Source organism: Pantoea sp. SO10, from assembly GCF_005281435.1.
GTDB classification, from domain to species: Bacteria; Pseudomonadota; Gammaproteobacteria; order Enterobacterales; family Enterobacteriaceae; genus Pantoea; species Pantoea leporis.
The window spans coordinates 2962858-2981519 of the sequence record NZ_CP040095.1; the positions used below are offsets into that span (position 1 = coordinate 2962858).

Sequence of the window (18662 nt, forward strand, 5' to 3'; positions counted from 1 at the left end):
ATAAGATATGGGTGATTAGCTCAGTTGGTAGAGCATCTCCCTTACAAGGAGGGGGTCGGCGGTTCGAGCCCGTCATCACCCACCATATCTTAGTCAGATGACATTCTTGTTAAGCAGTACCGAAGTGGGTGATTAGCTCAGTTGGTAGAGCATCTCCCTTACAAGGAGGGGGTCGGCGGTTCGAGCCCGTCATCACCCACCACTTCGGGTCGTTAGCTCAGTTGGTAGAGCAGTTGACTTTTAATCAATTGGTCGCAGGTTCGAATCCTGCACGACCCACCAATGTAGAAAGGCGCCCTAAAGGCGCCTTTTTGCTATGCGTTAAATCTGTGGTTAATGCGCTAAATCCCAACGAACCCTTTTCGCAAGTTTAACATTCCCTGCCCTCAAGCCTCCTTATACTCTGACCGATAACGATAATGGTCTATTGCAAGGAGAAAACCATGTCTATATCCAGCGTAGGTAGTGTCAGCACCGCAAGTAGCGGCGGCGGTTCCACCTCAGAAATCGCCAGCCTCTATAAACAGATTCAATCCATCACTAAGCAGCTGAAAGATCTTTCCAGCGACGATACGCTCACCGATGAGCAAAAGTCTGAACAGGAGCAGATGCTGCAATCACAGATTCAAATGATTGAAGCGCAAATCGCGCAGATTGAGCAGCAGCAAGCTGAGAAAGCGCAACAGAAACAGGAAGCACAGCAACCTGCGGCCACCAAAGCTGATGGTATTAACCGCCCAACTGATACCAATCAAATCAACGTGTACGTTTAAAACGCCGGCTTTAGCATGCGTTGTTGCGTCAGCAGGGCTGCCTGCTGGCGCACTTCCTGCCAGATCGCTTCTGCGGCGGGTGTCAGCGAGCGGTTTTTGCGCTTTATCAGCATCAGGCTGCGATTAATTTCCGGATAAAGACGCCGCACCGTGAGTTTGCGTCCTGACGGCAACGGCAAGGCCAGCGCAGGCAGAATGCTGATGCCAATTCCCGCTTCCACCATCGGATAAAGCGTAGCGGGATGACCGATTTCCTGCACCACATGCACACTCAACGCCAGCTGTTGCAGCGCGGCATCAACTAACACGCGACTGCCGGAAGCATAATCCTGTAGCACCATATTGCGTCCGGCCAGCATCGACCATTGCGCCTGTTCAATTTGCGCCAGCTCGTCATCTTCATGACACAGCAGTAAAAAAGGCTCCTGCAAAATCTCTTCGCTGTCGAAATCAGTGTCGTTGAGCGGGCCAATTACAATGCCAAAATCAACCTCCGCATTGCGTACGCTTTGCAGCACCCATTGCTGTACGCGGTCATGCAGGATGACGCGGATATCCGGATAGCGCTGCTGGCTGCTGGCCAGGCACTGCGGCATCAGATGGGCAGAAGGCGTTTGGCTGGCGGCAACACGCACCGTGCCGCTGCGCTGTTCGCCATAGCTGCGCACATCCAACACGGTGGTATTGAGGTCGTCCAGCAGACGATTAAGCCGTGTGGCCAGCTGCTGCCCCGCCTCGGTCAGCATCACTTCCCGCGTGGTGCGATCGAGTAAGCGCACGCCCATTTCCGCTTCCAGCTCTTTAATGCTATGGCTGACCGCCGATTGACTCAAACCAATCGCTTGGCCGGCCAGACTGAAGCTGCCGTGATGCGCCACTGCGACAAAGGTGCGCAACTGACGTAAGGTGTAATTCATCGATATCGCTCATAGATTGATGCAATAAATCAATTTTATTTCTAAACCCAGCAGGCGCACAATCAGCACCATCATTTTTCTAAATTTAACCGGATTTTAACAATGGGATTTTTACGCCTCGATCCGATGATGATTAAACTCATCATTACCGTGCTGCTGGCCAGCTTTATTCCTGCCAAAGGCGTCTTTGTAGATATCTTCGAATATCTGACCACCGCCGCCATCGCCCTGCTGTTCTTTATGCATGGCGCCAAACTGTCGCGCGAGAAGATCATTGCCGGCAGCAGCCACTGGCGTTTGCACTTGTGGATTATGTGCAGCACCTTTGTGATTTTCCCGATTATTGGTTTGCTGATTGTCTGGTGGCATCCGGTTAACGTCAGCCCGGAGATTTACACCGGCTTTATCTATCTGTGTATTCTGCCAGCGACCGTGCAATCCTCAATCGCCTTCACCTCAATGGCGGGCGGCAACGTCGCCGCTGCGGTCTGTGCAGCTTCAGCCTCCAGCCTGCTCGGCGTATTTGTCTCGCCGCTGCTGGTGAATCTGGTGATGAATGTGCATAGCGAAATGCCGGGCAACGGTCTGGAGCAGATTGGCAAAATTATGCTGCAACTGCTGGTGCCGTTTGTTTTAGGACATCTGTCGCGTCGCTGGATTGGCGCGTGGGTCGAGAAGCATCGCAGCCTGATTGGTAAAACCGACCAAACCTCGATTCTGCTGGTGGTTTACTCCGCCTTCAGCGAAGCGGTGGTGAACGGCATCTGGCATCGCGTGGGTGTGGATACCTTGCTGTGGATCCTGGTCGGCAGCGTGCTGGTGCTGTTTATCGCACTGGCGATTAACCTGGCGGCATCGCGCCTGTTTGGCTTCAGCCGTGCGGACGAGATTGTGGTGCTGTTCTGTGGCTCGAAAAAGAGTCTGGCGAACGGTGTCCCGATGGCCAACATCCTGTTCCCGGCCAGTTCCGTGGGGATAATCGTGCTGCCGCTGATGATTTTCCATCAGGTGCAGTTAATGGTGTGTTCTTTCATTGCCCAGCGCTACAAAGCCGGCAATGAAAAACGGCTGGCGCAGCAGCAAGTAGAAGCGCAGAAGTCCTAAATATTACGGCCCGCAAAAGCGGGCCGTTTTGTTATTCATTGCGCTTGAGCGGTTTGATTAAACCTTCCAGCCCTTCAATCTTGATGGTCAGCGTCAGCTGCATCAATTCGCCTAACTTACCGGCCGGGAATTCATCTTTGCGAGCGAACCACAGCAAATACTCCTCCGGCACATCAATCAGCGCTCTGCCCTTGTACTTGCCGAACGGCATCACGGTGTTGGCGATTTCAACCAGTTGCTGTTTATCCACGTTACGCTCCGAGCAGGCGAATCATTTCCGCTTCGTCGATCACCGGAATGCCGAGCTCCTGCGCTTTCGCCAGCTTGGAACCGGCCGCTTCCCCCGCAATCAGCAAATCGGTTTTCTTCGACACGCTACCGCTCACTTTAGCGCCCAACGCTACCAGACGCTCTTTGGCATCATCGCGATTCATCTGCGACAGAGAGCCGGTCAGTACCACGGTTTTACCGGCAAATGGACTATCAATTTCTTCGACATTGACCACTTCAACCTGCGGCCAGTGCACGCCAATCTCTTCAGTAAGATCGCGAATAACGGCGCGGTTGCTCTCTTCATCCATAAAGTTACGCACATGCGTCGCCACCACTTTGCCAACATCCTGCACTTCAATCAGCGCATCGAGATCGGCATTCATCACCTTTTCCAGCTCGCCAAAGTGATTGGCAAGGTTGGCGGCAGTAGCTTCGCCCACTTCGCGAATACCCAGCGCATAGAGGAAACGTGCCAGCGTGGTGGATTTGGCCTTTTCCAGCGCATCAACCACGTTCTGAGCCGATTTAGGGCCCATGCGATCGAGTCCGGTTAGCTTACCGGCAGTAAGGCGGAACAGATCGGCAGGCGTTAAGACGTACTCTTTCTCCACCAACTGATCGATGATCTTATCGCCCATGCCATCGACATCCATCGCACGACGCGAAACGAAGTGTTTAAGCGCTTCTTTACGCTGCGCGCCACAAATCAGGCCGCCGGTGCAGCGCGTCACGACTTCACCTTCCACGCGTTCAACGTCTGAACCGCACACCGGGCAATGACCTGGGAAGACGATTTCACGCGTCTCTGCCGGGCGCTCCGATTCCACCACGTTGACCACTTGCGGAATCACGTCACCAGCGCGGCGAATCACCACCTTGTCGCCAATGCGCAAACCCAGTCGGGCAATTTCATCGGCGTTGTGCAGCGTGGCATTACTTACCACAACGCCCGCAACCTGAACCGGCTCCAGACGCGCGACGGGCGTAATCGCGCCGGTGCGGCCCACCTGGAATTCGACATCGCGCACGAACGTCATCTGTTCCTGCGCCGGGAATTTAAAGGCCACAGCCCAGCGCGGCGCACGCGCCACAAAGCCGAGCTGCTCTTGCAGCGCCTGAGAATCGACCTTGATAACCACGCCATCGATATCGAAGCCGAGCGACGGGCGCTCCTGCTCAACCTGACGATAAAACGCCAGCACCTCATCAGCGCTGTGAGCCAGACGAATACGATCGGTGACCGGCAATCCCCACGCTTTAAACTGTTGCAGACGTTGCCAATGGCTGGCAGGCATTTCACCGCCTTCCAGCAGGCCAAAGCCGTAGCAGAAGAAGGTCAGTGGACGTTTAGCGGTGATGCGCGGATCGAGCTGGCGCAGTGAACCGGCTGCGGCATTGCGTGGGTTAGCAAAGACTTTCGCGCCGGTGCGACGCGCTTCTTCATTCAGCTTTTCAAAACCGCTTTCGGTGATAAACACTTCGCCGCGCACTTCAACGCGTGCGGGAATGTTATCGCCATGCAGACGCAGCGGAATGGCGTGAATTGTGCGCACGTTCGCCGTAATGTTCTCGCCAGTGGTACCATCTCCGCGCGTCGCCGCACGCACCAGCAGGCCATCTTCATACAGCAAGCTTACGGCTAAACCATCCAGCTTGAGCTCGCAGCAGTAAGTCAATTCGTCAGTGCTTTTAAGGCGATCCTGCACGCGTTTATTAAAGGCAAGGAAGCCCGCTTCATCAAAGGTGTTGTCCAGCGACAACATCGGCACTTCATGACGCACTTGCTCAAAAGTGGCTAGCGGTGCCGCGCCCACGCGTTGGGTGGGTGAATCAGGGGTAATCAAATCAGGATGTGCGCTTTCCAGCTCACGCAGCTGAACCATCAATCGATCATACTCTGCATCCGGAATTTCCGGCGTATCCATCACGTGGTAGAGATATTCGTGGTGACGTAACGTGGTGCGCAGCGCGGTGATCTGCTCCTGAACCGATTTCATAGTCTCTTATCCGATAAAAAACCCCCGACAGGCGGGGGTTATATTTGTTTTGACTCAGCTAACGGCGATTAACCGATAACTTCGCGAATACGCGTTTTGTAGGTTTCCAGCTTCTGCGGCGTCATCATGCGACGCTCATCATCCAGCACCACGCCGCCTACATCATCAGCGATACGCTGCGCGGATTGCAGCATCAGCTTGAAGTTCTGATTCGCATCGCCGTACGACGGCACCATCATGAAGATCGAGACGCCAGGCGTTGAGAAATTCCCCATTTGATCCGGATCGAATGAACCCGGCTTCACCATGTTCGCCAGGCTAAACAGCACCGGACCGCTGCCGGCTGGGCTAAGATGGCGATGGAAAATGTTCATCTCACCAAACTGGAATCCGGCCTGCAGGATGCCCTGCAACAGCGCTTCACCGTTCAGTTCGCCGCCCGCATGTGCAGCGACGTGCAGCACTAATACGGCCTCTTTTTTACTGCCAGGCGCAGCAGCCGCTGGCTGTGGCGCTTCTGGTTGATGTGCAACTGGCGCTTCAGGTTCGAATTCTGGCTCTTCTGCGGCGAGGAATTCGGGTGCAGGTTGAGTCGCGGAAAGCGGTTCGTTATCCAGCAATGGATCGGCCTGAATTGGTTGTGGTGCAGGCGCTGGCGCTGGCTTCGCCACTGGCGCTTGCGGCGCAGCCGGCTTACGCACGTCTGGCTCGTTATCCAGCAGCGGATCGCCTAATAATGGGTCAGCCTGACGTGATGCCGGTTGACGTACAGGTTCAGGCGCACGCGGCGCGCTCGCTGGACGTGCAGTGAATTCAGGTTCTTCATCCGCATCACGAGGACGACGTACACGGACTTCGCCGACGCCATCATCTTCTTCGCTCAGCAGATCTTCATCGGCTTCTTCGCGCTGTTTCAGACGTTTGTGCGGGCGATCACGAAACACGGAGGAGCGCTCTTTACGGCTGGTCCACAGTCCATGAAGTAGCAGCGCTATTATGGCGATCGCGCCAACAACGATTAATATCAGACGCAAATCCTGCATCATTGTATTCTCTGTTGTTCCAATACCTTGCCACCACGGCAAACTTTATCCTCTAACTGTATTTGCCCAGCTAAACAAGTGCAAGTCTGTGCAGTATTTTCTGACAAATTAGATAGCTGCCCCACGCTTTTTTGCTGTTTTTTCGCGCAAACACTGCCTGAAGCCGATAAAAAGCCAGGTTATGATGGTCGCGCCGCTATATTTAGGAGAAAGGCTCGCTATGCCCGCAGGAAATTCGGTCTCAACATTTAATGGTGTTCACTACTTCGCTGAAGGATGGAAACTGGTGCGCCTGCCCGGCATTCGTCGCTATGTCATCATGCCGCTACTGATCAACATCGTGCTACTTGGCGGTGCCTTTATCTGGTTGTTTCAGCGCTTGGGTCAGTGGATCCCGGCTTTAATGTCACATATCCCTGACTGGCTGCAGTGGCTGAGTTATCTGCTGTGGCCGCTCTCAGTGATTTCGATTGTGTTGGTATTCAGTTACTTCTTTTCGACTCTGGCAAATCTGATTGCCGCGCCCTTCTGTGGCTTGCTCGCCGAGCAACTTGAAGGGCGATTGACCGGAACGCCATTACCAGATAGCGGTTGGGTGGGCCTGATAAAAGACATACCGCGCATCATGAAGCGAGAGTTTCAGAAGCTCGGCTACTATTTGCCGCGTGCGCTTGGTTTGCTGTTGCTGCACTTTATCCCCGGCTTTGGACAAACGGTGGCGCCCGTTCTATGGTTTTTATTCAGTGCGTGGATGTTGTCCGTGCAGTATTGCGACTACCCATTTGATAACCACAAAGTGAGTTTCCAGCAGATGCGCCAGGCGTTGCGCCAGCACAAAAGCGCAAATATGCAATTTGGTGCGCTGGTTAGCCTGTTCACCATGATCCCGATTATCAATCTGGCGATTCTGCCGGTTGCGGTATGCGGTGCAACGGCCATGTGGGTGGATCGTTATCATGCACAACATGCGCGCCGCTAAAGCTTTAAATCGTCTTATGCATTTTTGCGTAAGGCTTATGGTTGTGCGCTATATAGATATGCGATTTCTTTCCTTCCGCACATCATTAGAAAAGGTATGCTCTGAGGGTTCCCAATATTTCATACAGTTAAGGACGAGCTATGAGTAAGATCTATGAAGACAACTCTCTGACAATTGGTCATACGCCGCTGGTTCGACTGAACCGCATCGGTAACGGCCGCATTCTGGCTAAGGTCGAGTCGCGCAACCCGAGCTTCAGCATCAAATGCCGTATCGGTGCCAATATGATTTGGGACGCGGAAAAACGCGGTATTTTGAAGCCGGGCGTTGAGCTGGTTGAACCAACCAGCGGTAACACCGGTATTGCGCTGGCTTACGTCGCCGCAGCGCGCGGTTACAAGCTGACGCTAACCATGCCAGAAACCATGTCAATTGAGCGCCGCAAGCTGCTGAAAGCGCTGGGAGCTAACCTGGTGCTAACCGAAGGTCCTAAAGGCATGAAAGGTGCCATCGCGAAGGCGGAAGAGATTGTCGCCAGCGATCCGGACAAATATGTGCTGTTGCAGCAGTTCAGCAACCCAGCCAACCCGGAAATCCACGAAAAAACCACCGGTCCAGAAATTTGGGAAGACACCGACGGCGAAGTGGACGTGTTTATTGCGGGCGTGGGCACCGGCGGTACGCTGACAGGCGTGAGCCGCTACATCAAGAATACCAAAGGCAAGACCGAGTTGATTACCGTTGCCGTTGAGCCAACCGATTCACCGGTTATTGCTCAGGCACTGGCGGGCGAAGAGATCAAACCAGGCCCACATAAAATTCAGGGCATCGGTGCCGGCTTCATTCCTGGCAACCTTGATCTGGAATTGATCGACCGCGTAGTGGCGATCACCAATGAAGAAGCCATTAGCACCGCCCGTAAGCTGATGGAAGAAGAAGGTATTTTAGCAGGTATCTCTTCAGGTGCTGCCGTTGCTGCCGCGCTGAAGCTGCAAGAAGATGAAGCCTTCGCCAACAAGAACATCGTGGTGATTCTGCCCTCCTCTGGCGAACGTTATTTAAGTACCGCATTGTTTGCCGATCTCTTCACTGAGAAAGAACTCCAGCAGTGATGCTTAAAGTCTGAAACTGACGAAAAAAGCACCCGAATGGGTGCTTTTTTGTGGTGCAGATCTCACTTTTATCACCAGACAGATTGCTTTCAGTGATGCGGCTCTGGTATTTAAGCTTCCAATTATTTCGGTGCCTGAAATTAATCTGCCTTTGAAGTGGATCAAGCTGAATCGATTTACTGATTTGGCGAAACGGCGAATCACGGCATAATGAGAAGAGTGACGCATTCGTGCAGTTTTTGATCTGTCACTGTTAATGACGTACTCATTCGAGCGCATTTTATGGTGAGCTTAAAGCCATACCAGCGCACCTACACAGGCTAAAGTTACGGCTCCAGGCTAGACTTTAGATCCATAACACCAAACCTGATAAAGTTGGGGAAATAGAATGTTCCAGCAAGAAGTTACCATTACCGCACCTAACGGCCTTCATACTCGTCCTGCAGCCCAGTTCGTTAAAGAAGCAAAGGCTTTTAATTCAGAAATCAATGTGACCTCTAATGGCAAATCTGCCAGCGCGAAAAGCCTGTTCAAACTGCAGACTTTGGGTCTGACTCAAGGTACGGTTGTTACGCTGTCTGCTGAAGGTGAAGACGAGCAGCAAGCGGTTGAGCACCTGGTCAAGCTGATGGCTGAGCTGGAGTAACCGGCTCAGCTCGCAACTAAACCGACCCCTTTGCCCCATTGAGTGCAAATATCTTGATCGCGGACAATCTGTCCGCGTTATTGCATCTTTAGAGTACTGCTCCGCGACAGTGGCGACGCATCGGGTCAATGAGCCATCGTGATTAAAAGGTAGGGTTATGATTTCAGGCATTTTAGCATCACCGGGTATCGCTTTCGGCAACGCACTTTTGCTGAAGGAAGATGAGATCGTCATCAGCCGTAAAAAAATTACTGACGATCAGGTTGAGCAGGAAGTTCAGCGCTTCCTCGATGGACGCAGCAAAGCTGCTTCACAGCTCGAAGCCATTCGCATTAAAGCCGGTGAAACCTTCGGTGAAGAGAAAGCGGCGATCTTTGAAGGTCACATCATGCTGCTCGAAGACGAAGAGCTTGAGCAGGAAATCATCGACCTCATCAAGAAAGACCACGCTACCGCGGACGCCGCTGCTCACACCGTGATTGAAGGCCAGGCCGTTGCACTGGAAGAACTGGATGACGAATACCTGAAAGAGCGTGCGGCTGACGTACGTGATATTGGTAAGCGTCTGCTGCAGAACATTCTCGGTCTGCACATTGTCGACCTGAGCGCAATTGCTGACGAATCTATTCTGGTGGCGAAAGATTTAACGCCGTCAGAAACCGCACAGCTGAACCTGAAAAAGGTGCTGGGCTTTATTACCGATCTGGGTGGGCGTACTTCTCACACCTCGATCATGGCGCGTTCGCTTGAGCTGCCTGCGATTGTCGGCACCGGCAACGTGACTGCCACCGTGAAAAACGGTGATTTCCTGATCATTGATGGCGTGAACAACAAAATTTACGTCAATCCAACTGATGACGTGCAGGAAGAACTGAAAGCAATTCAGACTCAATATCTGTCTGAAAAGCATGAACTGGCGAAACTGAAAGATCTGCCAGCCATTACGCTGGACGGTCATCAGGTTGAAGTCTGCGCTAACATCGGTACCGTGCGTGATGTTGCCGGTGCTGAACGCAATGGTGCGGAAGGTGTTGGCCTGTATCGTACCGAGTTCCTGTTTATGGACCGTGATTCACTGCCAACCGAAGAAGAACAATTCCAGGCGTATAAAGCCGTGGCTGAAGCCGTGGGTTCGCAGGCGGTTATCGTGCGTACCATGGACATCGGCGGCGACAAAGATCTGCCTTACATGAACCTGCCGAAAGAAGACAACCCGTTCCTCGGCTGGCGCGCGATTCGTATCGCCATGGACCGTAAAGAGATTCTGCATGCGCAGCTGCGCGCGATTCTGCGTGCATCCTCATTCGGTAAACTGCGCATCATGTTCCCAATGATCATTTCAGTAGAAGAAGTTCGCATTCTGAAAGGCGAACTGGAGCTGCTGAAAGCGCAACTGCGTGAAGAAGGCAAATCCTTTGATGAGACCATCGAAGTCGGCATCATGGTTGAAACGCCAGCATCCGCAGTGATTGCTCGCCACTTGGCGAAAGAAGTCGACTTCTTTAGTATTGGGACAAATGACCTGACGCAGTATACTCTGGCGGTCGATCGTGGTAATGATTTGATTTCACACCTCTATAACCCAATGACGCCGTCTGTTCTTGGCCTCATTAAGCAAGTGATCGACGCATCACATGCCGAAGGGAAATGGACCGGCATGTGTGGTGAGCTGGCTGGTGATGAACGTGCTACACTACTGTTACTGGGAATGGGGCTGGACGAATTCAGCATGAGCGCCATTTCAATCCCAAGCATCAAGAAAATCATTCGTAATACTAATTTCGAAGATGCGAAGGCATTGGCGGAGCAGGCTCTGGATCAACCAACAGCGGATGATTTGATGAATTTGGTCAACAAGTTCATTAAAGAAAAAACGCTCTGCTGATCCACGGACGCTAGCCTCAAATTACTGCTTAGGAGAAGATCATGGGTTTGTTTTCTAAACTTTTTGGCGAAAAATCAGAGAGCGCGTCAGGCACTATTGATATCGTTGCGCCTCTGTCAGGCGAAATCGTAAATATCGAAGACGTACCTGATGTGGTATTCGCTGAGAAAATCGTGGGTGACGGTATCGCAATCAAACCTACCGGCAACAAAATGGTTGCACCGGTTGATGGTACTATCGGCAAGATTTTCGAAACTAACCACGCATTTTCAATCGAGTCTGATAACGGTATCGAACTGTTTGTTCACTTCGGTATCGACACGGTTGAGCTCAAAGGTGAAGGTTTCAAACGCATCGCTGAAGAAGGCCAGAAGGTTAAGAAAGGCGACGTGGTGATCGAGTTTGATCTGGCACTGCTGGAAGAGAAAGCGAAATCCACGCTTACGCCGGTTGTAATCTCGAACATGGACGAGATTAAAGAGCTGATCAAACTCTCCGGTCAGGTAACTGTGGGCGAGACTCCGGTTATCCGCATTAAAAAGTAAACTTCGGCTGATTCGTGAGAATTGCAAAACGGCACCCAATGGGTGCCGTTTTTTGTTTACTTAACTCTGTATGTGCGAGGAGCGGCCAGGACGACGGGTCAGATCGTAAAGACGGTATAAACCGTCCCTGGGCCTCGGCCCGCGCCGTCCATGGCGCGGGACGCTTTACTCCTCTGCCCCGTCGTCCTGCCCGGTGTAGCAAATGTGCGCGTTATCAGGAAAAATCATTCCGGTTTCCAGCGCGGTAACCTTAACGTTAACTCCAGACCACCTTCCGGGCGATTTACCGCCTGAACTTCACCGTGATGCGCCAGAATCACCTTACGCACAATCGATAGCCCCAAACCGTAGCCTTTGCCCATCAGCGGAGAATTAACCCGTACAAAAGGATCGAAGATGCTCGAAAGCTTCTCATCGTCCACGCCCGGCCCTTGATCGCGCACGCTAATTGCCAGCCACTGATTTTCCGCCTGCAGCCGCACGTTGATGTGCTGCCCTTTGTGCGAGAAACGCAGCGCATTGCGCAGCACATTCTCCACACCACGACGAATCAGTTCCGCATTGCCGTGAACGGTGTAATCGGCATTCTCATCCACCTGAAAATCGACAATCACGCCGGGAATCTGCGCTTCGTAGCGCACATCGGTCACCACCGCATGCAGCAGGCCGGTAAGGTCGAAATATTGTTCCCCCGGCATGCTTTCGTGCTCAGCACGCGAAAGCGTCAGCAGCTCGCCAATCATCTTGTCGAGGCGTCGGGCTTCCTCATCAATGCGATTGAGCGACGATTCGACGGATTCCGGCGTCTGCCGCGCCAGGCCGGTCGCCAGCTGCAAGCGCGCCAGCGGTGAACGCAGCTCGTGGGAGATATCATGCAGTAGCTCCTCACGTGCTTTCACCAGCGTATCGAGGCGCTCAACCATCGCATCAAAATCCTGCGCAACGTTCGAGAGCTCATCATGGCGTTTGCGCATCACCGGATAGAGCCGTACCGACAAATCACCGCTGGAGACGCGCGCAAAGCCCTCACGCAGTTGACGCATGGGTCGCGTCAGGTTCCACGCCAGCAACAGGCTAAACAGCAGCCCCAATGCGCCAGCGAAGGTAAACATCGGTTCGGGGATATTCAGGATGCGGCGCGGGCGGCCGCCGCCCATTGAGCTGTCTTCGCGCAGACCTTTAACGTCGTAACGCAGCTCGTACTGTTTGCCATCCTGCCCTTTTACCCAGCGCACAATCACATCAGGAAACGGTCCCTGAAAGGGTTCGTTGATGCTTTCTGGCGGCGCATTGTTGGGCGTCGCAGCGGGTTTTTCGTGCTGGATCACCGAGAAGAATTGCCGATCGTTCGGTTCCCAGTCGGCCATCATGTCATCAAGCGAGCTGGGACCACCGCGCTCCAGCACTGAAACCGCTGACGCCATTTGCAGATTAACGATACGCCGAATCGCCACCAGCTCTGGCGGCTCATGTCGATTACCGGAGAGCGTAAAACCTAGCCACAACAGTTGGCTGATGATGACAAACACAATCCAGAAGCCCAGCAAAATTTTCCAGAACATGCGGCCGCGATAGCTGTGTTTCATCGAATGCGATAACCAATACTGCGCACAGTTTCAATGTTGACGCTGTCGGCAGTTAACGCTGCCAGCTTTTGACGGATGTTGCTGATGTGCACATCAACGCTACGATCGTAAGCTTCGCGCGGACGACCAAGGCCTTTTTCCGACAGCTCATCTTTCGACACCACGCGATCCGGCGCACGCAGCAGCAGATCCAGCAAGTTAAACTCTGAAGCCGTCAGATCGAACGCTTTGCCCTGCCACTCGGTGATACGTGTGGCGGGATTGAGGCTGAGATCGCCCCAGCGTAGCAGTTCTTTCTTATCCGGCAGCGGAGTCTGATCTTCAAAGCGACGCAGCACGGCGCGCAGACGGGCCACCAGTTCACGCGGATAGCACGGTTTCGGCATGTAATCATCCGCACCCATTTCCAGGCCGATCACCCGATCAATATTGTCGCCTTTCGCCGTCAGCATAATTACCGGTAATCGGCTGTTCTGCCGCACCTGGCGCAGCACATCGATGCCGCTCATATCAGGCAGCATGATGTCGAGAATCATTGCGGTATAGTTGCCCGATAACGCGCCTTCCACCCCGGCGCTACCGGTTAAAACCAGTTGTGTTTCAAAACCTTCAGCAATCAGGTATTGGCTCAACATGGTGCCAAGTTCTACATCATCATCAACCAGCAGAATTTTCATCGTTATCTCTCGTGTAAATTGCCGCTATTTTGTCCTGAGTCCACAACGAACGCAGCCGGTTTTACGCGATCCTTACGTTGCTTACGTCAGACGAATATTACGAAGACTATAGACAAAAATGGCCTGGACGTACCATCACAGTACGCGCAGGCCAAATCATCGGTGGGAAAGTGGGATCAGTGGAAAACGCCGGTTGAGAGATAGCGGTCGCCGCGATCGCACACAATCGCCACCACCACGCTGCCAGGCTGCGCCGTGGCGATACGCAATGCGCCGGCCACCGCACCGCCAGAGCTGACGCCACAGAAGATCCCTTCACGCTGCGCCAGCGCGCGCATGGTCTCTTCCGCCTCGCGCTGCGCCATATCGATTACCTCATCCACTAACTCCGGGCGGAAGATGCCGGGCAGATAGGCTTCCGGCCAGCGACGTATACCGGGAATGCTGCTGCCCTCTTGTGGCTGCAGGCCAATTATCTGCACCGCTGGCGCGAACTCTTTCAGGTAACGCCCAACGCCGGTAATGGTGCCGGTGGTGCCCATGCTGGAGACAAAATGCGTCATGCGGCCAGCGCTTTGCTGCCAGATTTCCGGGCCCGTGGTGAGATAGTGGCCCAGCGGATTATCGGGATTGTTGAACTGATCCAGCACGCGTCCTTCGCCGCGATCGGCCATCGCCTGTGCCAAATCGCGTGCCCCTTCCATGCCCTGCTCGCGCGATACCAGCAGCAATTCAGCGCCGTAGGCGCGCATCGCATCCTGGCGCTCCTGGCTCATGTTATCGGGCATCAGCAGGCGCAGCTTGTAGCCCTTCATCGCGGCGATCATCGCCAGCGCAATGCCGGTATTGCCGCTGGTGGCTTCAATTAAGGTATCGCCCGGTTTGATGTCACCGCGCAACTCCGCCTGATGAATCATCGACCAGGCCGCACGATCTTTGACGGAACCGGCTGGATTGTTGCCTTCCAGCTTTAGCCAGATCTCGCTGCCGTTATCAGGCGTCAGGCGCTGCAACTTTATCAACGGCGTATTGCCGATGGTATTTTCCAGTGTGGTCACGGTTTAATTCCAGACGAAAGAGGGGCAAATAAAACGGGCGGGAAAGTCCCGCCCGAAGGAGTGTCAAAAATATCAGGCGCTCTCGGCAAAGGCAACCGGGCGAAGCGGCGTAGTGCCATGGTAAATTCGCGCCTGTTGCAGGCCAACGAACAGGCGTTCACCACGCATCGGCGCATGGTGATCGCCGTCGAACACCACGGAGAACACCTCGCCCTGCCAGCCGCTCGGCTGAACGACTAACTGCCAGAAGTGGCCGCGCGGGCTGATCTCCAGCACCTGCACCGGCAAAGGCGTTTCCAGGCTGCTCTGGCGTGAAATATCGATTTCCCACGGACGCAGGAACAGTTCAACTTCGCCCTGATGCGCAGGCGTGTAGCCCAGCGGCCAGCGATGCGCTGCCACATGGAACTGCGAGCCGTGTACTTCGCCTGTAAAACGATTCACTTCGCCAAGGAATTCCAGCACAAAGCGCGTCGATGGATCGCGCCATACGTCATCTGGCGTGCCAACCTGTTCGATGTTGCCCTGGCTCATCACCACCACGGTGTCCGCCACTTCCATCGCTTCTTCCTGGTCGTGGGTCACGAACACGCTGGTGAATTTCAACTCTTCATGTAACTGACGCAACCAGCGACGCAACTCTTTACGCACCTGCGCATCCAACGCGCCAAACGGCTCATCCAGCAGCAGAATTTGCGGTTCTACCGCCAATGCACGCGCCAGCGCTACACGCTGCTTCTGTCCACCCGACAACTGCGCCGGGAAGCGGTTGCCCAGATGGGAAAGTTGTACCATCTCAAGCAGACGCGTAACGCGCTGTTTGATCTCAGCAGCACCTGGACGTTCGCGACGTGGCAGAACGGTAAGGCCAAAGGCGATATTGTCGAACACCGTCATGTGGCGGAACAGCGCGTAGTGCTGGAACACAAAGCCCACCTGACGATCGCGCGCATGGATGCGGCTGACGTCTTTGCCATTGAAATGGATCTGTCCGCTGTTCTGATGTTCCAGCCCAGCGATGATACGCAGCAGCGTGGTTTTACCAGAACCGGATGGCCCCAGCAGTCCCACCATCTTGCCGGAAGGAATATCCAGAGAGATGTCGTTAAGAACCGATGTGCGGTCAAACGATTTGTTGATTTGTTTAATCTCAATGCTCATGATTTTCCTCCTGTAGGCGCTTCTGCTGATGCTCTAATCGCCACTGCACCACGCTTTTCAGAAACAGCGTTACGATTGCCATCAGGGTCAGCAGCGCGGCGGCAGTAAAGGCGCCCACGGTGTTGTAATCCTGATGCAGTAATTCAACCTGAAGCGGCAAGGTATAGGTTTCGCCGCGAATCGATCCCGAAACCACCGAGACCGCACCAAATTCACCAATCGCACGTGCGTTGGTCAGCACCACGCCGTACATCAGCGCCCAGCGGATATTCGGCAACGTCACGCGGCGGAACATCTGCCAGCCGGATGCGCCCAGCAGCACCGCCGCTTCATCTTCGTGACTGCCCTGGCTCAGCATCACCGGCACCAATTCACGCACCACAAACGGGCAGGTAACGAAGATGGTGGCCAGCACCATGCCCGGCCAGGAGAACATAATCTGAATATTATGCGCATCCAGCCAGCCACCGGCAGGACCGTTGACGCCCCAGAACAGCAGATACATCAAACCGGCAACCACCGGCGACACGGCAAACGGGATATCAAACAGCGTCAACAGCAGCTGGCGGCCGGGAAAGGTGAAGCGCGTCACCAGCCACGCCAGCAGCGTACCGAACACCATGTTGACCGGTACGGTAATCAGCGCCACCAAAAGGGTCAGCCAGATGGCGTGCAGCATGTCGCCATCTTTCAGGTTACTCAGCGAGGCAACCAAACCCTGGTTGAGCGCCTCCCAGAAGATGGAAACCATCGGCACCACCAGCAGCAGGATGGAAACCAGCGCACCGATGCCAATCAGCAGCCACTTGCCCCAGTTGATTGGCTGGCGGTCGGCGTGGTTGATGTGTGAAATCTCCGCCATCAGTGGCCTCCTAAGCGACGGCCAAAGCGGCTCTGCAAGGTGTTAATCGCGAACAGCAGCAGCAAGGAAGCCGCCATGATCACCGAGGCGATGGCGCTCGCCGCCGGATAATCAAACTCCTGCAGACGCACAAAAATCATCAGCGAGGTCACTTCCGTTTTCCAGGCGATGTTGCCGGCGATAAAGATTACCGCGCCAAACTCACCGATGCTGCGGGTAAACGACAGCGCAGTGCCGGCAAGCAATGCCGGCGCCACTTCTGGCAGCACCACGCGACGGAAGCTCTGCCAGCGCGTTGCGCCCAGCGTTTCCGCGGCTTCTTCATATTCCGGACCTAACTCTTCCAGCACCGGCTGCACGGTACGCACCACAAACGGAATGCTGGTAAAGGCCATCGCCACAGCGATGCCGAGCCAGGTGTAAGAGACTTTTATATCAAAATGCGCCAGCCACTGACCGTACCAGCCGTTGACCGAAAACAGACCCGCCAGCGTTAAACCTGCCACCGCAGTCGGCAGCGCAAACGGCAGATCCATCAAACCATCCAGCAGCGTGCGGCCGGGGAAGCGATAACGCGTCAGAATCCACGCCATCAGCATGCCGAATACGGCGTTGAACATCGAGGCCACGCCCGCCGCCAGAATCGTCACTTTATACGCGGCGATCAGCTGTGGATGGCTAATCACCGCCCAGTATTGCGCCAGCGTCATCTGCGACAGCTGCATCAGCAGCGCGCTGATCGGCAGCAGCAGAATCAGACAGGTGAAGAGTAAGCTGGTGCCGAGGCTCAATCCAAAGCCCGGCAAAACACGTTTTTGAGCGAGCGCGAACATTAACCGCGCCCCGCTGCCAGTAATTTGTCCAGCTCGCCATCATTGGCAAAATGGACTTTCATCACGTTATCCCAGCCGCCAAAGGCGTCTTTGACGTTGAACAGTTCAGTTTGTGGGAAGCGATCTTTCTGCTCCGCCATCAGCTGCGGGTTATTCACGCGATAGTAGTAAGTGGTGATGATTTTCTGTGCTTCGGGCGTGTAGAGATAATTCAGATAAGCTTTGGCCGCGTCTGCGGTGCCGTTGTGCTCGACATTTTTGTCGACCCACGCCACCGGGAACTCCGCCAGAATATTGGTTTTTGGCACGATCACTTCGTAGTCGTCTTTACCGTACTGATTACGGATGTTATTCACTTCCGATTCAAAGCTGATCAGCACATCGCCCAGACCGCGCTCGGCAAAGGTGGTGGTCGCACCGCGACCGCCGGTATCAAACACTTCCACGTTCTTGAGGAACTTCGCCATAAAGGCTCTGGTTTTGGCTTTATCTTTGCCATCCGCCTGATCGGCAGCGCCCCACGCGGCGAGATAAGTGTAACGGCCGTTACCCGAGGTTTTTGGGTTAGGGAAAATCAGCTTCACGTTATCGCGCGCCAGATCGGCCCAGCTGTGAATCTGCTTGGGGTTACCTTTACGCACCAGAAACGCCATGGTGGAGTAAAACGGTGAGCTGCTGTTTGGCAGACGTTGTTGCCAGTCAGCGGGAATCAGTTGGCCTTTGTCGTGCAGCACCTGCACATCGGTCACCTGATTGTAGGTCACCACATCGGCGCGCAGCCCTTGCAGAATTGCCAGCGCCTGCTTAGAAGAACCGGCGTGCGACTGCTTGATGGTCAGCTTGTCATTGGGATGGGCAGCGTCCCACTGTTTTTCAAAGGGTGCATTCAGGGCAACGAACAGTTCGCGCGAAACGTCGTAAGAGCTATTCAGCAACTCGGTCGCTTGCGCCGCACCGGCTAAAGCACACGACAGCGCGATACCGCCAAGCCATTTTTTCGAAATCGGAAGCGTCATGCTGCACCCTGAAAGACGGCAGTTAAGCCAATGCCATTAGATGCTGTCAGTGTATTTATAACTCAGGGGAAAGCTGTAACGGTTTTATATATCGTTTAGGGATTTCAAAGTCTAAAAAGGCATAAGACGGCGGGAGAGTTTATGCGGCGAATGGAAATGTAAATCGGCATTAAGCGATTCATTGCGCAATAAATG

At 54.1% G+C, this 18662-nt stretch carries 18 protein-coding genes and 3 tRNA genes; 10 read left to right on the forward strand and 11 right to left on the reverse strand.

What is annotated here, in order from left to right:
• Positions 1 to 9: 9 nt before the first annotated feature.
• The 4 genes from FCN45_RS13710 (at position 10) to FCN45_RS13725 (ending at position 773) form a co-directional block, all read left to right on the forward strand.
• Positions 10 to 85: transfer RNA gene (locus tag FCN45_RS13710), tRNA-Val, on the forward strand.
• A gap of 41 nt (positions 86 to 126) precedes the next feature.
• A tRNA-Val gene (locus FCN45_RS13715) sits at positions 127 to 202 on the forward strand.
• 4 nt (positions 203 to 206) lie between these two features.
• A tRNA-Lys gene (locus FCN45_RS13720) sits at positions 207 to 282 on the forward strand.
• Between the two features lie 161 nt (positions 283 to 443).
• Positions 444 to 773: a FlxA-like family protein gene (locus tag FCN45_RS13725; protein WP_101763584.1), complete on the forward strand. Its 330-nt coding sequence runs from the start codon at positions 444 to 446 to the stop codon at positions 771 to 773.
• Here the strand turns inward: FCN45_RS13725 and FCN45_RS13730 are convergent.
• Positions 770 to 1690 (reverse strand): LysR family transcriptional regulator, encoded by a 921-nt coding sequence (locus tag FCN45_RS13730; RefSeq protein ID WP_101763583.1) that lies wholly within the window; start codon positions 1688 to 1690, stop codon positions 770 to 772. The two genes, FCN45_RS13725 and FCN45_RS13730, sit on opposite strands and share 4 nt — an antisense overlap.
• Positions 1691 to 1792: 102 nt before the next feature.
• Between FCN45_RS13730 and FCN45_RS13735 the strand changes: the two genes are divergently transcribed.
• Positions 1793 to 2794, forward strand: coding sequence for a bile acid:sodium symporter family protein (locus tag FCN45_RS13735; RefSeq protein ID WP_101763582.1), 1002 nt, complete (start codon positions 1793 to 1795; stop codon positions 2792 to 2794).
• A gap of 31 nt (positions 2795 to 2825) precedes the next feature.
• Here FCN45_RS13735 and FCN45_RS13740 read toward each other — a convergent pair whose 3' ends face one another.
• The 3 genes from FCN45_RS13740 to zipA form a co-directional block, all read right to left on the reverse strand.
• Positions 2826 to 3044 (reverse strand): DUF3820 family protein, encoded by a 219-nt coding sequence (locus FCN45_RS13740; protein WP_101763581.1) that lies wholly within the window; start codon positions 3042 to 3044, stop codon positions 2826 to 2828.
• 1 nt (position 3045) lies between these two features.
• Positions 3046 to 5064, reverse strand: coding sequence for an NAD-dependent DNA ligase LigA (gene ligA / locus FCN45_RS13745; protein ID WP_137386241.1), 2019 nt, complete (start codon positions 5062 to 5064; stop codon positions 3046 to 3048).
• A 68-nt stretch (positions 5065 to 5132) separates the two neighbouring features.
• Entirely contained in the window at positions 5133 to 6110 is a 978-nt protein-coding gene (zipA, locus tag FCN45_RS13750; RefSeq protein WP_137386242.1) for a cell division protein ZipA, read from the reverse strand.
• Positions 6111 to 6327: 217 nt separating this feature from the next.
• Here zipA and cysZ point away from each other — a divergent pair, with 217 nt between their 5' ends.
• The 5 genes from cysZ (at position 6328) to crr (ending at position 11274) form a co-directional block, all read left to right on the forward strand.
• Positions 6328 to 7086 (forward strand): sulfate transporter CysZ, encoded by a 759-nt coding sequence (gene cysZ, locus FCN45_RS13755; protein WP_101763578.1) that lies wholly within the window; start codon positions 6328 to 6330, stop codon positions 7084 to 7086.
• A 140-nt stretch (positions 7087 to 7226) separates the two neighbouring features.
• Positions 7227 to 8198, forward strand: coding sequence for a cysteine synthase A (gene cysK / locus FCN45_RS13760; protein ID WP_101763577.1), 972 nt, complete (start codon positions 7227 to 7229; stop codon positions 8196 to 8198).
• 388 nt (positions 8199 to 8586) lie between these two features.
• Entirely contained in the window at positions 8587 to 8844 is a 258-nt protein-coding gene (gene ptsH / locus FCN45_RS13770; RefSeq protein WP_137386243.1) for a phosphocarrier protein Hpr, read from the forward strand.
• 157 nt (positions 8845 to 9001) lie between these two features.
• A complete protein-coding gene (ptsI, locus tag FCN45_RS13775; RefSeq protein ID WP_110866519.1) occupies positions 9002 to 10729 on the forward strand; it encodes a phosphoenolpyruvate-protein phosphotransferase PtsI in 1728 nt (575 codons plus the stop codon).
• 41 nt (positions 10730 to 10770) lie between these two features.
• Positions 10771 to 11274 carry a PTS glucose transporter subunit IIA gene (gene crr, locus FCN45_RS13780; protein ID WP_097096509.1) on the forward strand — a complete coding sequence of 168 codons (504 nt, stop codon included), beginning with the start codon at positions 10771 to 10773 and terminating at the stop codon, positions 11272 to 11274.
• Between the two features lie 224 nt (positions 11275 to 11498).
• Here crr and FCN45_RS13785 read toward each other — a convergent pair whose 3' ends face one another.
• From FCN45_RS13785 to FCN45_RS13815, 7 genes are all read right to left on the reverse strand, one after another.
• Positions 11499 to 12860, reverse strand: coding sequence for an ATP-binding protein (locus FCN45_RS13785; RefSeq protein ID WP_137386244.1), 1362 nt, complete (start codon positions 12858 to 12860; stop codon positions 11499 to 11501).
• Positions 12857 to 13537 (reverse strand): response regulator transcription factor, encoded by a 681-nt coding sequence (locus tag FCN45_RS13790; protein WP_008107810.1) that lies wholly within the window; start codon positions 13535 to 13537, stop codon positions 12857 to 12859. Before FCN45_RS13790 ends, FCN45_RS13785 begins: the two co-directional genes overlap by 4 nt.
• A 176-nt stretch (positions 13538 to 13713) precedes the next feature.
• The gene (gene cysM / locus FCN45_RS13795; RefSeq protein ID WP_110866517.1) at positions 13714 to 14595 is read right to left on the reverse strand and encodes a cysteine synthase CysM; all 882 of its coding nucleotides are present in this window, start codon (positions 14593 to 14595) and stop codon (positions 13714 to 13716) included.
• A 72-nt stretch (positions 14596 to 14667) separates the two neighbouring features.
• Entirely contained in the window at positions 14668 to 15756 is a 1089-nt protein-coding gene (cysA, locus tag FCN45_RS13800) for a sulfate/thiosulfate ABC transporter ATP-binding protein CysA (RefSeq protein WP_101763572.1), read from the reverse strand.
• Positions 15746 to 16618 (reverse strand): sulfate/thiosulfate ABC transporter permease CysW, encoded by an 873-nt coding sequence (cysW, locus tag FCN45_RS13805; protein ID WP_101763571.1) that lies wholly within the window; start codon positions 16616 to 16618, stop codon positions 15746 to 15748. Before cysW ends, cysA begins: the two co-directional genes overlap by 11 nt.
• Positions 16618 to 17451 (reverse strand): sulfate/thiosulfate ABC transporter permease CysT, encoded by an 834-nt coding sequence (gene cysT, locus FCN45_RS13810; RefSeq protein WP_137386245.1) that lies wholly within the window; start codon positions 17449 to 17451, stop codon positions 16618 to 16620. Before cysT ends, cysW begins: the two co-directional genes overlap by 1 nt.
• The gene (locus FCN45_RS13815; RefSeq protein ID WP_137386246.1) at positions 17451 to 18467 is read right to left on the reverse strand and encodes a sulfate ABC transporter substrate-binding protein; all 1017 of its coding nucleotides are present in this window, start codon (positions 18465 to 18467) and stop codon (positions 17451 to 17453) included. The genes cysT and FCN45_RS13815 overlap by 1 nt, the downstream gene beginning before the upstream one ends.
• Positions 18468 to 18662: the final 195 nt, after the last annotated feature.